Annotated in this window: 13 protein-coding genes; 10 read left to right on the top strand and 3 right to left on the bottom strand. The window is 50.8% G+C overall.

Annotated elements, in window-relative coordinates; all coding sequences use genetic code 11:
* Window positions 1-8: 8 nt before the first annotated feature.
* From znuA to lpxM, 3 genes are all read left to right on the top strand, one after another.
* Window positions 9-941, top strand: coding sequence for a zinc ABC transporter substrate-binding protein ZnuA (gene znuA / locus BEA93_RS03745; RefSeq protein ID WP_010376204.1), 933 nt, complete (start codon window positions 9-11; stop codon window positions 939-941).
* 15 nt (window positions 942-956) lie between these two features.
* Window positions 957-2279, top strand: a complete 1323-nt coding sequence (gene mepM, locus BEA93_RS03740) for a murein DD-endopeptidase MepM (RefSeq protein WP_001184055.1) — start codon at window positions 957-959, stop codon at window positions 2277-2279.
* A 118-nt stretch (window positions 2280-2397) separates the two neighbouring features.
* Window positions 2398-3369 carry a lauroyl-Kdo(2)-lipid IV(A) myristoyltransferase gene (lpxM, locus tag BEA93_RS03735; protein WP_001516257.1) on the top strand — a complete coding sequence of 324 codons (972 nt, stop codon included), beginning with the start codon at window positions 2398-2400 and terminating at the stop codon, window positions 3367-3369.
* 154 nt (window positions 3370-3523) lie between these two features.
* Here lpxM and pyk read toward each other — a convergent pair whose 3' ends face one another.
* Complete coding sequence (gene pyk / locus BEA93_RS03730) at window positions 3524-4966, bottom strand: pyruvate kinase (RefSeq protein WP_000091161.1); 1443 nt, start codon at window positions 4964-4966, stop codon at window positions 3524-3526.
* A gap of 126 nt (window positions 4967-5092) precedes the next feature.
* On the bottom strand, window positions 5093-5962 hold the full coding sequence (gene hexR / locus BEA93_RS03725; RefSeq protein ID WP_105224300.1) for a DNA-binding transcriptional regulator HexR: 870 nt from the start codon (window positions 5960-5962) through the stop codon (window positions 5093-5095).
* 22 nt (window positions 5963-5984) lie between these two features.
* Here hexR and BEA93_RS25180 point away from each other — a divergent pair, with 22 nt between their 5' ends.
* The 4 genes from BEA93_RS25180 to kdgA all read left to right on the top strand — a co-directional run bounded on the left by BEA93_RS25180 (window position 5985) and on the right by kdgA (window position 10500).
* On the top strand, window positions 5985-6284 hold the full coding sequence (locus BEA93_RS25180; RefSeq protein WP_000155615.1) for a hypothetical protein: 300 nt from the start codon (window positions 5985-5987) through the stop codon (window positions 6282-6284).
* Window positions 6285-6299: 15 nt separating this feature from the next.
* Complete coding sequence (gene zwf, locus BEA93_RS03715) at window positions 6300-7775, top strand: glucose-6-phosphate dehydrogenase (protein ID WP_000301721.1); 1476 nt, start codon at window positions 6300-6302, stop codon at window positions 7773-7775.
* A 234-nt stretch (window positions 7776-8009) separates the two neighbouring features.
* On the top strand, window positions 8010-9821 hold the full coding sequence (edd, locus tag BEA93_RS03710) for a phosphogluconate dehydratase (RefSeq protein ID WP_001516259.1): 1812 nt from the start codon (window positions 8010-8012) through the stop codon (window positions 9819-9821).
* A 37-nt stretch (window positions 9822-9858) separates the two neighbouring features.
* A complete protein-coding gene (gene kdgA / locus BEA93_RS03705; protein WP_000800529.1) occupies window positions 9859-10500 on the top strand; it encodes a bifunctional 4-hydroxy-2-oxoglutarate aldolase/2-dehydro-3-deoxy-phosphogluconate aldolase in 642 nt (213 codons plus the stop codon).
* A 55-nt stretch (window positions 10501-10555) separates the two neighbouring features.
* Here kdgA and purT read toward each other — a convergent pair whose 3' ends face one another.
* The gene (purT, locus tag BEA93_RS03700; protein WP_001516260.1) at window positions 10556-11734 is read right to left on the bottom strand and encodes a formate-dependent phosphoribosylglycinamide formyltransferase; all 1179 of its coding nucleotides are present in this window, start codon (window positions 11732-11734) and stop codon (window positions 10556-10558) included.
* Window positions 11735-11875: 141 nt separating this feature from the next.
* Here purT and yebG point away from each other — a divergent pair, with 141 nt between their 5' ends.
* From yebG to BEA93_RS03685, 3 genes are all read left to right on the top strand, one after another.
* Entirely contained in the window at window positions 11876-12166 is a 291-nt protein-coding gene (gene yebG / locus BEA93_RS03695; protein WP_000257577.1) for a DNA damage-inducible protein YebG, read from the top strand.
* A gap of 66 nt (window positions 12167-12232) precedes the next feature.
* Window positions 12233-12589: a protein YebF gene (yebF, locus tag BEA93_RS03690; protein WP_001516261.1), complete on the top strand. Its 357-nt coding sequence runs from the start codon at window positions 12233-12235 to the stop codon at window positions 12587-12589.
* Between the two features lie 306 nt (window positions 12590-12895).
* Complete coding sequence (locus BEA93_RS03685; protein WP_000024720.1) at window positions 12896-13555, top strand: tellurite resistance TerB family protein; 660 nt, start codon at window positions 12896-12898, stop codon at window positions 13553-13555.
* Window positions 13556-13618 lie beyond the last annotated feature (63 nt).

The following is a 13618-nucleotide window of genomic DNA, read 5'->3' as shown; positions in this document are numbered from 1 at the left end:
GTCGCATTATGTTACATAAAAAAACGCTTCTTTTCGCAGCATTATCCGCTGCTCTCTGGGGGGGCGCAACACAGGCCGCAAATGCCGCCGTTGTTGCTTCGCTTAAACCTGTCGGATTCATCGCTTCCGCCATTGCTGATGGGGTAACAGAGACCGAGGTATTACTTCCGGACGGTGCTTCTGAACACGATTATTCACTGCGTCCATCGGATGTAAAACGCTTACAGAACGCGGACTTAGTCGTTTGGGTTGGCCCGGAGATGGAAGCGTTTATGCAAAAGCCGGTGAGCAAATTACCAGAGGAGAAACAGGTAACGATTGCGCAGCTTGAGAATGTAAAACCGCTGCTGATGAAAAGTATTCACGACGATGATGATGATCATAACCACGCGGAAAAAAGTGACGAAGATCACCATCACGGCGATTTCAACATGCATCTTTGGCTTTCCCCAGAGATAGCGCGGGCTACAGCGGTTGCAATCCATGGAAAATTAGTGGAACTTATGCCGCAAAGTCGAGCCAAACTTGACGCCAACCTGAAGGATTTTGAGGCACAATTAGTTGCAACCGATAAACAGGTTGGTAATGAGCTCGCGCCGCTCAAGGGAAAAGGTTATTTCGTTTTTCATGATGCTTATGGCTACTTCGAAAAACAATTCGGACTGACACCGCTTGGTCATTTTACCGTTAACCCAGAGATTCAACCGGGCGCGCAGCGTTTACATCAAATAAGAACACAGTTGGTTGAGCAAAAAGCAACCTGCGTTTTTGCTGAGCCACAGTTCAGGCCAGCGGTCGTTGAAAGCGTCGCACGAGGGACATCCGTTCGTATGGGAACGTTGGATCCCCTTGGGACGAATATCAAACTGGGTAAAACAAGTTATTCAGAGTTTCTGAATCAATTAGCCAACCAGTATGCGAGCTGCCTGAAAGGAGATTAATGAGGAAGTGATTACGTGCAACAGATAGCCCGCTCTGTCGCCCTGGCGTTTAATAATTTACCGCGACCACACCGCGTTATGCTGGGGTCGCTCACCGTTCTTACCCTGGCCGTCGCTGTCTGGCGGCCCTATGTTTACCACCGCGACGCCACGCCAATTGTCAAAACAATTGAGCTGGAACAGAACGAAATCCGTTCACTCTTACCTGAAGCCAGTGAACCGATTGATCAAACCGCACAAGAAGATGAAGCCATTCCGCAGGACGAACTGGACGACAAAACCGCTGGTGAAGCGGGTGTGCATGAATATGTCGTTTCCACAGGCGATACGCTAAGTAGCATCCTCAATCAATATGGTATTGAGATGGGTGATATCACCCAACTGGCTGCTGCGGATAAAGATCTGCGTAACCTGAAAATTGGTCAACAACTCTCCTGGACATTAACCGCAGAGGGCGATTTACAGCGTCTGACCTGGGAAGTTTCTCGCCGCGAAACCCGTACCTATGATCGCACTGCTGCTAATGGTTTTAAAATGACCAGCGAAATGCAGCAAGGGGAGTGGGTTAATAATCTACTGAAAGGCACCGTTGGGTCGAGCTTTGTTGCCAGCGCCAGAAATGCTGGTTTGACCAGCGCTGAAGTGAGCGCAGTGATCAAAGCGCTACAGTGGCAGATGGACTTTCGGAAGGTGAAAAAAGGCGATGAATTTGCTGTATTAATGTCGCGTGAAATGCTTGATGGCAAACGTGAGCAAAGCCAGTTGCTGGGCGTGCGTTTGCGTTCTGAAGGCAAAGATTATTACGCAATCCGCGCTGAAGATGGCAAGTTCTATGACCGTAACGGTACTGGCCTGGCGAAAGGTTTCTTGCGATTCCCGACGGCGAAACAGTTCCGCATCTCGTCTAACTTTAACCCGCGTCGTCTGAACCCGGTAACTGGTCGTGTTGCACCACACAGAGGTGTTGATTTCGCGATGCCACAGGGTACACCGGTGCTTTCGGTGGGTGACGGTGAAGTGGTGGTAGCCAAACGCAGTGGCGCTGCAGGTTATTATGTTGCGATCCGTCATGGTCGTAGCTATACCACGCGTTATATGCACTTGCGTAAGATTCTGGTGAAACCGGGGCAGAAGGTGAAACGTGGCGATCGTATCGCGCTATCCGGTAACACCGGGCGTTCAACCGGACCACACCTGCACTATGAAGTATGGATCAACCAGCAGGCCGTAAACCCGCTGACGGCGAAACTGCCGCGTACCGAAGGGCTGACAGGTTCCGATCGTCGCGAGTTCCTGGCGCAGGCCAAAGAGATTGTGCCGCAGCTACTGTTTGATTAATTAACATCCATTCGCAGCCGGTACGCAGTCAGTACCGGCTTTTTTATTTGGTGCGGGGCAAATTGCGCCGCTACACTATCAGCAGATTGATTTTTGCCTTATCCGAAACTGGAAAAGCATGGAAACGAAAAAAAATAATAGTGAATACATTCCTGAGTTTGATAAATCCTTTCGCCATCCGCGCTACTGGGGAGCCTGGTTGGGCGTGGCGGCGATGGCCGGTATTGCTTTAACACCTCCGAAATTCCGCGATCCCATTCTGGCGCGACTCGGGCGTTTTGCCGGACGACTGGGAAAAAGCTCGCGCCGTCGTGCGTTGATCAACCTGTCCCTCTGTTTTCCGGAACGTAGCGAAGCCGAACGCGAAGCGATTGTTGATGAGATGTTTGCCACAGCGCCCCAGGCGATGGCGATGATGGCGGAACTGGCGATACGTGGGCCGGAGAAAATTCAGCCGCGCGTCGACTGGCAGGGGCTGGAGATCATCGAAGAGATGCGGCGTAACAACGAGAAAGTGATCTTTCTGGTGCCGCACGGCTGGGCAGTGGATATCCCCGCCATGCTGATGGCCTCGCAAGGACAGAAAATGGCGGCAATGTTCCATAATCAGGGCAATCCAGTTTTTGATTATGTCTGGAACACCGTGCGTCGTCGTTTTGGCGGACGTCTTCACGCGAGAAATGATGGCATTAAACCGTTCATCCAGTCGGTTCGTCAGGGCTACTGGGGCTATTATTTACCCGATCAGGATCATGGCCCGGAGCACAGCGAATTTGTTGATTTCTTTGCAACCTATAAAGCGACGCTGCCCGCGATTGGTCGTTTGATGAAAGTGTGTCGTGCGCGCGTCGTACCGCTGTTTCCGATTTATGATGGCAAGACGCACCGTTTGACGATTCAGGTGCGCCCGCCGATGGACGACTTGTCAGAAGCGGATGATCATACGATTGCGCGGCGGATGAATGAAGAAGTCGAGATTTTTGTTGGTCCGCGACCAGAACAATACACCTGGATTTTAAAATTGCTCAAGACCCGGAAGCCTGGTGAAATCCAGCCGTATAAACGTAAAGATCTTTATCCCATCAAATAAAAAAAGCCTCTCACGAGGAGAGGCTTCCGTTAGTTGATAAGTTCAAGTTTGCCTGATGAGTAATTTTATCGAGCCTACAGACGATTTGTAATCTTTTGAATTATCAAGGTGTTGTAGGCCGGACAGGGCGTTTACGCCGCATCCGGCAACTTACTTACTCAACAGTTAAAATACGCGTGGTATTGGTAGAACCCACGGTACTCATTACGTCGCCCTGGGTGACGATGACCAGGTCGCCGGACATCAGATAGCCTTTATCGCGCAGCAGATTTACCGCTTCGCTGGCCGCAACTACGCCATCACTTGCACTGTCAAAATAGACCGGCGTGACACCACGATAAAGCGCAGTCAGGTTCAGGGTACGCTCATGACGAGACATGGCGAAAATTGGCAGACCGGAACTGATACGGGAGGTCATCAGCGCGGTACGACCAGACTCGGTCATGGTGATGATAGCGGTAACCCCTTTCAGGTGGTTAGCTGCATACATCGCGGACATGGCGATTGCTTCTTCCACATTATCGAACTGAACGTCCAGACGGTGTTTAGAAACGTTAATGCTCGGGATTTTTTCAGCACCCAGGCAAACGCGCGCCATCGCAGCAACTGTTTCTGAAGGGTATTGGCCCGCAGCGGTTTCTGCAGACAGCATCACGGCATCAGTACCATCCAGCACGGCGTTTGCCACGTCCATAACTTCTGCACGGGTTGGCATCGGGTTGGTGATCATTGACTCCATCATCTGGGTCGCTGTAATTACCGCACGGTTAAGCTGGCGCGCACGACGGATCAACGCCTTCTGAATGCCGACCAGTTCCGGATCGCCAATTTCAACGCCGAGGTCACCGCGTGCGACCATCACCACGTCAGAGGCGAGGATAATGTCGTCCATTGCATCCTGGCTGCAAACGGCTTCCGCACGTTCAACCTTGGCGACAATTTTCGCATCACAACCTGCGTCGCGTGCCAGACGGCGGGCATAGTTCAGATCTTCGCCACAGCGCGGGAAGGAAACTGCCAGATAATCCACGCCAATCAGTGCTGCAGTCTGAATATCAGCTTTATCTTTTTCGGTCAGTGCTTCAGCCGACAGACCGCCGCCGAGTTTGTTGATCCCTTTATTGTTAGAGAGAGGGCCACCGACAGTGACTTCGGTGAACACTTTCATGCCCTGAACTTCCAGCACTTTTAATTGTACGCGACCGTCGTCCAGCAGCAGGATGTCGCCAGGCACGACGTCAGCAGGCAGACCTTTATAGTCGATACCGACTTTTTCTTTATCGCCTTCACCTTTACCCAGGTTAGCATCCAGCAGGAATTTGTCCCCAATGTTGAGGAACACCTTACCTTCTTTAAAGGTAGATACACGAATCTTTGGCCCCTGAAGGTCACCCAGAATAGCCACATGACGCCCCAGTTTTGCGGCAATTTCACGAACTTTATCTGCGCGCATTTTGTGATCTTCAGGCGAGCCGTGAGAAAAGTTCATACGTACAACGTTTGCGCCGGCAGCGATAACTTTTTCAAGATTATTATCGCGATCAGTAGCCGGGCCTAACGTGGTAACGATTTTGGTTCTGCGAAGCCTTCTGGACATGTAATACTCCGTTGACTGAAACAACAAGGTGTTGCTTGAACATGAAATTCGCATAAATTAAAACGATAACGGTTCTAAATTAAACACATGCGAATGTCGTATAAGGATAGAACAGTGACTATCGTTTCAGCGATCGTCACTTAAATTAAGTAACTGCTTATCAAAACGCGATTCCTTGAGAGCTTCCTTGACCCGCTTCAAGTTATCTCTGAATTTTGTTCCGCGTCGCAAAGTAAATCCTGTTGCCAGCACATCTATCACGGTCAACTGTGCAAGTCGAGAGACCATGGGCATATAAATGTCAGTATCTTCCGGTACATCGAGGGTAATTGCCAGCGTTGCTTCCCGGGCGAGTGGCGTTCCCGCTGAGGTGAGGGCAATCACCATTGCGTCGTTTTCTCGCGCCAGTTGCGCCAGTTCAACCAGATTTTTTGTTCTGCCGGTGTGGGAAATCAGCACAACGACGTCACCATCACTACAATTCATACAACTCATTCGTTGCAGTACGATATCGTCCGAGTAGATCACCGGAACATTGAAGCGAAAAAACTTATTCATCGCATCGTGGGCAACGGCAGCGGAAGAACCTAATCCAAAAAAGGCAATTTTCTTCGCCTGGGTGAGGAGATCAACGGCACGATTGACGGCGGATTTATCCAGCGAGTGACGGACGTGATCAAGAGTAGCCATTGCCGACTCAAATATTTTCCCTGTGTATGATTCAACGCTGTCATCTTCATTGACGTTGCGATTAACATAAGGAGTGCCATTCGCCAGACTTTGCGCCAGATGCAGTTTAAAATCAGGAAAACCGCGAGTGTCCATGCTGCGACAGAAACGATTCACCGTCGGCTCGCTAACATTGGCTTCCAGCGCCAGAGCAGCAATACTCGAATAGATCGCGTTGTCGGGCGAAGCAAGAATGACCTCGGCAACTTTGCGTTCTGATTTGCTCAAATGTTCCAGTTGAGACTGGATTTTTTCCAGCATATTCATGATGTAAAGAGACTCACGGGTAATGACGATTTCCGCACTGAAAGAAATCGAAATGCAGTTTTGTCAGATATTACGCCTGTGTGCTGGGTTAATGACAAAAGCAGATAAAAAAGTTGTTATTTTTTTTCATAACATGATCAGTGTCAGATTTTTACCCAATGGAAAACGATGGTTTTTTTATCAGTTTTGCCGCACTTTGCGCGCTTTTGCTGTAATCGCACGGGTGGATAAGCGTTTACAGTTTTCGCAAGCCCGTAAAAGCAGTACAGTGCACCGTAAGAAAATTACAAATATACCCAGGCTTAAGTACCGGGTTAGTTAACTTAAGGAGAATGACATGGCGGTAACGCAAACAGCCCAGGCCTGTGACCTGGTCATTTTCGGCGCGAAAGGCGACCTTGCGCGTCGTAAATTGCTGCCTTCCCTGTATCAACTGGAAAAAGCCGGTCAGCTCAACCCGGACACCCGGATTATCGGCGTAGGGCGTGCTGACTGGGATAAAGCGGCATATACCAAAGTTGTCCGCGAGGCGCTTGAAACCTTCATGAAAGAAACCATTGATGAAGGTCTGTGGGATACCCTGAGTGCGCGTCTGGATTTTTGTAATCTTGATGTCAATGACACGGCCGCATTCAACCGCCTTGGCGCGATGCTGGATCAAAAAAATCGTATCACCATTAACTACTTTGCCATGCCACCAAGCACCTTTGGTGCGATCTGCAAAGGGCTGGGTGAGGCAAAACTGAATGCTAAACCTGCTCGCGTGGTCATGGAAAAACCGCTGGGAACATCACTGGCGACTTCGCGTGAAATTAACGATCAGGTAGGCGAATATTTCGAGGAGTGCCAGGTTTACCGTATCGACCACTATCTGGGTAAAGAAACGGTACTGAACCTGCTGGCGCTGCGTTTTGCTAACTCTCTGTTTGTGAACAACTGGGACAATCGCACCATTGATCATGTTGAGATCACGGTGGCAGAAGAGGTCGGAATCGAAGGGCGCTGGGGGTATTTTGATAAAGCCGGTCAGATGCGCGATATGATCCAGAACCACCTGCTGCAAATTCTTTGCATGATTGCGATGTCTCCGCCGTCCGACCTGAGCGCCGACAGCATCCGTGATGAAAAAGTGAAAGTACTGAAGTCATTGCGTCGAATTGACCGCACCAATGTGCGTGAAAAAACAGTACGCGGGCAATACACCGCAGGCTTCGCTCAGGGCAAAAAAGTACCAGGCTATCTGGAAGAAGAGGGTGCGAATAAAAGCAGTAACACGGAAACCTTCGTGGCTATCCGCGTCGACATCGATAACTGGCGTTGGGCTGGCGTGCCGTTCTACCTGCGAACAGGTAAACGTCTGCCGACAAAATGCTCTGAAGTTGTGGTCTATTTCAAAACACCAGAACTGAATCTGTTCAAAGAGTCGTGGCAGGATCTGCCGCAGAACAAACTGACTATTCGTCTGCAACCCGATGAGGGCGTGGATATCCAGGTGTTGAATAAAGTCCCTGGTCTTGATCACAAACATAATCTGCAAATCACCAAACTGGATCTGAGCTATTCAGAAACCTTTAATCAGACGCATCTGGCTGATGCTTATGAGCGTCTGTTGCTGGAAACGATGCGCGGTATTCAGGCGTTGTTTGTGCGTCGCGATGAAGTGGAAGAAGCGTGGAAATGGGTAGATTCCATTACTGAAGCATGGGCGATGGACAACGATGCGCCGAAACCGTATCAGGCCGGAACCTGGGGCCCGGTTGCCTCGGTGGCGATGATTACCCGTGACGGTCGCTCCTGGAATGAGTTTGAGTAATATCTCGACTTATCCTTACGGGTTATTTTACCGGTAACATGATCTTGCACAGATTGTAGAGTAATTTTTACACTTTTGAGCCTCGTGTGGATTCACCCACGAGGCTTTTTTTATTACACTCACTGAAACGTTTCTGCCCTATGAGCTCCGGTTACAGGCGTTTCAGTCATATTTTTCTTGAGTGAAACGCATTGTGAATCACCCTGCTCTGACAACTCAATTTCAGGAGCCTTTATGAATCCACAATTGTTACGCGTAACAAATCGAATTATTGAACGTTCTCGCGCGACTCGTTCTGCTTATCTCGCCCGGATCGAACAAGCGAAAACCTCGACCGTTCATCGTTCGCAGTTGGCATGCGGTAATCTGGCACACGGTTTCGCCGCTTGCCAGCCAGAAGACAAAGCCTCCCTGAAAAGCATGTTGCGTAACAATATCGCCATTATCACCTCCTACAACGACATGCTCTCTGCCCACCAGCCTTATGAACATTATCCAGAGATCATTCGTAAAGCACTGCATGAAGCTAACGCGGTCGGCCAGGTGGCGGGGGGTGTTCCGGCAATGTGCGATGGTGTCACCCAGGGGCAGGACGGAATGGAGCTGTCGCTGTTAAGCCGCGAAGTGATTGCCATGTCGGCGGCGGTGGGGCTGTCTCATAACATGTTTGATGGCGCGCTGTTCCTCGGCGTGTGCGACAAGATTGTCCCAGGGCTGACGATGGCTGCACTGTCGTTCGGTCATCTGCCTGCGGTATTTGTGCCATCAGGCCCGATGGCAAGTGGTTTGCCAAACAAAGAGAAAGTTCGCATTCGCCAGCTTTATGCTGAAGGAAAAGTGGATCGTATGGCGCTGCTGGAGTCAGAAGCCGCGTCTTATCATGCGCCGGGTACGTGTACTTTTTACGGTACAGCCAACACCAATCAGATGGTGGTTGAATTTATGGGGATGCAGTTGCCAGGCTCTTCTTTTGTTCATCCGGACTCTCCACTGCGTGATGCATTAACTGCAGCCGCTGCGCGCCAGGTTACACGCATGACCGGCAATGGTAATGAATGGATGCCAATCGGTAAGATGATCGATGAGAAAGTGGTGGTGAACGGTATCGTGGCGCTGCTGGCAACAGGTGGTTCCACTAACCATACAATGCACCTGGTGGCGATGGCGCGTGCGGCGGGTATTCAGATTAACTGGGATGACTTCTCTGATCTTTCTGATGTCGTACCGCTGATGGCGCGTCTCTACCCGAACGGCCCGGCCGATATTAATCACTTCCAGGCGGCGGGAGGCGTACCGGTGCTGGTGCGTGAACTGCTCAAGGCGGGTCTGCTGCATGAAGATGTGAATACGGTAGCGGGTTTTGGTCTTTCTCGTTATACCCTCGAGCCGTGGCTGAATAACGGTGAGCTGGACTGGCGAGAAGGTGCAGAAAAATCGCTCGACAGCAATGTGATCGCTTCCTTCGAACAACCTTTCTCTCATCATGGTGGGACAAAAGTGTTAAGCGGTAACCTGGGCCGTGCGGTTATGAAAACCTCCGCTGTACCCGTTGAAAACCAGGTAATTGAAGCGCCTGCGGTTGTTTTCGAGAGCCAGCATGACGTTATGCCAGCCTTTGAAGCGGGTTTGCTGGACCGTGATTGTGTGGTTGTTGTTCGTCATCAGGGGCCAAAAGCGAACGGAATGCCAGAATTACATAAACTCATGCCGCCACTTGGTGTATTATTGGACCGGCGTTTCAAAATTGCGTTAGTTACCGATGGACGCCTCTCCGGTGCTTCAGGTAAAGTGCCGTCAGCTATCCACGTAACACCAGAAGCCTACGATGGCGGGTTACTGGCGAAAGTGCGCGATGGAGACATCATTCGTGTGAATGGACAGACAGGCGAACTGACGTTGCTGGTAGACGAAGCGGAACTGGCTGCTCGCGAACCACACATTCCTGACCTGAGCGCGTCACGCGTAGGAACAGGACGTGAATTATTCGGCGCCTTGCGTGAAAAACTGTCCGGTGCCGAACAGGGCGCAACCTGTATCACTTTTTAAGACGACAAAATTTGTAATCAGGCGAGAGAAAACTCTGATGAAAAACTGGAAAACAAGTGCAGAATCAATCCTGACCACTGGCCCGGTTGTACCGGTTATTGTGGTAAACAAACTGGAACACGCGGTGCCAATGGCAAAAGCGTTGGTTGCTGGTGGCGTGCGCGTTCTGGAAGTGACTTTGCGTACCGAGTGTGCAGTTGATGCTATCCGTGCAATCGCCAAAGAAGTACCGGAAGCGATTGTGGGTGCTGGTACTGTGCTGAACCCACAGCAACTGGCAGAAGTGACCGAAGCAGGCGCACAGTTCGCCATTAGCCCGGGTCTGACTGAACCACTGCTGAAAGCAGCGACTGAAGGCTCCATTCCTCTGATTCCAGGTATCAGCACTGTTTCTGAACTGATGCTGGGTATGGACTACGGCCTGAAAGAGTTCAAATTCTTCCCGGCGGAAGCTAATGGCGGCGTGAAAGCACTGCAGGCGATCGCAGGCCCGTTCTCCCAGGTTCGTTTTTGCCCGACTGGTGGTATTTCTCCGGCTAACTACCGTGACTACCTGGCGCTGAAAAGCGTGCTGTGTATCGGTGGTTCATGGCTGGTTCCGGCGGATGCGCTGGAAGCAGGCGATTACGACCGCATCACTAAGCTGGCACGTGAAGCAGTAGAAGGCGCGAAGCTGTAAAAGTCAAAATGCCCGATCCATGATCGGGCATTTTTGCAGCGTGTTTCTGACGGACTTAACCTTGTACTTTCACCTGTGCGGCGGCGTGCTTCGCGCGTTCAATTGCCTCATCAATGCTCTCCGCTGTAGCCAGCGTCACACCCAGACGACGGCTGCCATCAATTTCCGGCTTACCAAATAAACGAATCTGCAAACCTGCGCCAACGGCATTCTGCACATTATCAAACGTGACATTCTGACTGGTCAGTTGCGGCAGGATAACAGCAGAAGCGGCAGGGCCATTCTGACGAATCCCGCCAACAGGCAGTCCGAGGAACGCGCGTACATGCAGGGCAAATTCCGAGAGATCCTGAGAAATTAACGTCACCATCCCGGTGTCATGCGGGCGAGGGGAGACTTCACTGAAAATCACCTCATCGCCACAGACAAACAACTCCACACCAAACAGACCATAGCCGCCCAGCGCCAGCACCACTTTGCGGGCAATCTCCTGCGCACGTTCCAGAGCCAGTGGACTCATTTGCTGCGGTTGCCAGGATTCGCGATAGTCACCATCTTCCTGACGATGACCTATTGGTGCACAGAAATGGACGCCATCCACCGCACTGACGGTTAGTAGGGTAATCTCAAAGTCAAACTTAACCACGCCTTCAACAATCACGCGGCCCGCCCCGGCGCGACCACCTTGCTGGGCGTACTCCCACGCCTGAGCAAGCTGGTCGGCAGAGCGAATAAACGTCTGCCCCTTGCCGGAAGAACTCATGACCGGTTTAACGATACAGGGATAGCCAATGGCGGTAACCGCCTCGCGGAAAAGACTTTCGCTATCGGCAAAACGATACGTTGAAGTGGGAAGCTGAAGTTCTTCTGCCGCCAGGCGACGGATCCCTTCGCGATTCATCGTTAGCTGAGTCGCACGAGCGCAGGGGACAACATTCAACCCTTCCTTTTCAAGCTGGATCAGCATATCGGTGGCAATAGCTTCGATCTCCGGCACGATATAGTGCGGTTTTTCCAGTTCAACCACACGGCGCAACGCATCGCCATCCAGCATATTGATGACATGAGAACGATGCGCGACATGCATGGCTGGCGCGTCGGCATAGCGATCGACCGCAATCACTTCTACACCGAGGCGTTGGCACTCGATGGCTACTTCTTTACCCAGTTCACCGGAGCCTAATAACATCACGCGAGTTGCTGCCGGACGCAGCGCAGTGCCTAATAACGTCATAACGAATATCCCCTGATTAATTCCGCGCGCAGTATAAACGAAAACGTTTGCTTATGTCTTTATTGCTTGATTGCTCGTGTTGATTTCAAGACCGAAAAGAATTATACTGTATAAAATTACAGTTATTGTGAGAGGCTGCAAATGGCGGTTGAAATTAAATACGTAGTCATTCGTGAGGGCGAAGAGAAGATGTCGTTTACCAGCAAAAAGGAAGCCGATGCTTATGACAAAATGCTTGATACGGCGGATCTGCTCGACACCTGGCTGACAAATTCTCCAGTACAAATGGAAGACGAGCAACGTGAAGCGCTTTCGCTGTGGCTGGCAGAACAGAAAGATGTGCTTAGCACGATTCTGAAAACTGGTAAATTACCGTCTCCCCAGGTGGTCGGTAGTCGCTCTGATGTGGCAGATGAGACACACGCCGCCTGAAGCCACTTGCGCTCCTGATAATTTGTACCATGCTTTCTCCTGAATCATTGTGCTATGGAGAAAAACATGAAAAAAAGAGGGGCGTTGTTGGGGCTGTTACTGCTTTCTGCCTGTGCATCAGTTTTCGCTGCAAATAACGAAACCAGCAAGTCGGTCACTTTCCCAAAGTGTGAAGGTCTGGATGCTGCCGGAATCGCTGCGAGTGTAAAACGCGATTATCAACAAAACCGCGTCGCGCGCTGGGCAGACGATCAAAAAATCGTTGGTCAGGCCGATCCGGTAGCGTGGGTCAGTGTGCAGGATATTCAGGGTAAAGATGATAAATGGTCAGTTCCGCTGACAGTGCGTGGTAAAAGCGCTGATATTCATTATCTGGTTAATGTGGACTGTAAAGCGGGAATGGCGGATTACCAGCGTCGTTAATTGCTGTCAGTCATTGCACATAACCCCTGGCGGATGCGGCGCGAGCGTCTTATCCGCTCTATAACGCACCAGATCCCGCAGGCCTGATAAGGCGCGACAGCGTCGCATCAGGCAATCAGCATAAGGCAACTCCAATTACGGCTACAAACCTCTACCATCGCAATTACCCTAAATAACCCGATCACCATTTTCCGTGGCTGGCTTCCTTGCTGTCCGCTAATTTGCGCATCTTTTGCCTCAATATACACTTTCTGACATCCTCATCCGCTATGCTACAGGCATTAAAATGGTTATTGAGGAGCAAACATGGCTAACTGGTTAAATCAACTGCAATCCCTTCTCGGGCAAAACAGTTCTTCTACCTCCTCGTCTACGGATCAGGGATTGGGCAAACTTTTAGTGCCGGGCGCATTAGGCGGGCTGGCTGGGTTACTGGTAGCGAATAAATCAGCACGTAAACTTTTAACGAAGTATGGCACGAACGCGTTGCTGGTAGGCGGTGGCGCGGTGGCTGGTACGGTGCTGTGGAACAAATACAAAGATAAAATTCGCGCGGCGCACCAGAACGAACCGCAATTCGGCACCCAGAGCACGCCGCTGGATGAGCGCACGGAACGTTTGATCCTCGCGCTGGTATTTGCCGCTAAAAGTGATGGTCATATTGATGCCAAAGAGCGTGCGGCTATCGATCAGCAATTGCGTGAAGCGGGTGTGGAAGAGCAGGGCCGTGTTCTTATCGAGCAGGCAATCGAACAGCCATTGGATCCTCAGCGTCTGGCCCTGGGGGTTCGAAACGAAGAAGAGGCGCTGGAAATCTATTTCCTGAGCTGTGCAGCTATTGATATTGACCATTTTATGGAGCGTAGTTACCTGAATGCACTGGGCGACGCGCTGAAAATTCCCCAGGATGTTCGCGAAGGGATCGAACGCGATCTCGAACAGCAAAAGCGTACTTTGTCTGAATAATCCTTCTCTCTGTATAGCCCTATATTTACGTTTTTCGGGCTATACAAACTCGCACAGCTAGTT

The sequence above is a fragment of the Escherichia sp. MOD1-EC5950 genome (assembly GCF_002965345.1).
GTDB lineage: Bacteria > Pseudomonadota > Gammaproteobacteria > Enterobacterales > Enterobacteriaceae > Escherichia > Escherichia marmotae.
Note: the sequence above shows the minus strand (reverse complement) of the source record. Positions and strands in the feature narration are given on the sequence as shown.

Excerpts from the sequence above, each read along its gene's own strand:
- znuA (WP_010376204.1), top strand. The coding sequence starts at position 9 with ATGTTACATAAAAAAACGCTTCTTTTCGCAGCATTATCCGCTGCTCTC.
- lpxM (WP_001516257.1), top strand. The coding sequence starts at position 2,398 with ATGGAAACGAAAAAAAATAATAGTGAATACATTCCTGAGTTTGATAAA.
- pyk (WP_000091161.1), bottom strand. The coding sequence starts at position 4,966 with ATGTCCAGAAGGCTTCGCAGAACCAAAATCGTTACCACGTTAGGCCCG.
- hexR (WP_105224300.1), bottom strand. The coding sequence starts at position 5,962 with ATGAATATGCTGGAAAAAATCCAGTCTCAACTGGAACATTTGAGCAAA.
- BEA93_RS25180 (WP_000155615.1), top strand. The coding sequence starts at position 5,985 with ATGACGATTTCCGCACTGAAAGAAATCGAAATGCAGTTTTGTCAGATA.
- zwf (WP_000301721.1), top strand. The coding sequence starts at position 6,300 with ATGGCGGTAACGCAAACAGCCCAGGCCTGTGACCTGGTCATTTTCGGC.
- edd (WP_001516259.1), top strand. The coding sequence starts at position 8,010 with ATGAATCCACAATTGTTACGCGTAACAAATCGAATTATTGAACGTTCT.
- kdgA (WP_000800529.1), top strand. The coding sequence starts at position 9,859 with ATGAAAAACTGGAAAACAAGTGCAGAATCAATCCTGACCACTGGCCCG.
- purT (WP_001516260.1), bottom strand. The coding sequence starts at position 11,734 with ATGACGTTATTAGGCACTGCGCTGCGTCCGGCAGCAACTCGCGTGATG.
- yebG (WP_000257577.1), top strand. The coding sequence starts at position 11,876 with ATGGCGGTTGAAATTAAATACGTAGTCATTCGTGAGGGCGAAGAGAAG.
- yebF (WP_001516261.1), top strand. The coding sequence starts at position 12,233 with ATGAAAAAAAGAGGGGCGTTGTTGGGGCTGTTACTGCTTTCTGCCTGT.
- BEA93_RS03685 (WP_000024720.1), top strand. The coding sequence starts at position 12,896 with ATGGCTAACTGGTTAAATCAACTGCAATCCCTTCTCGGGCAAAACAGT.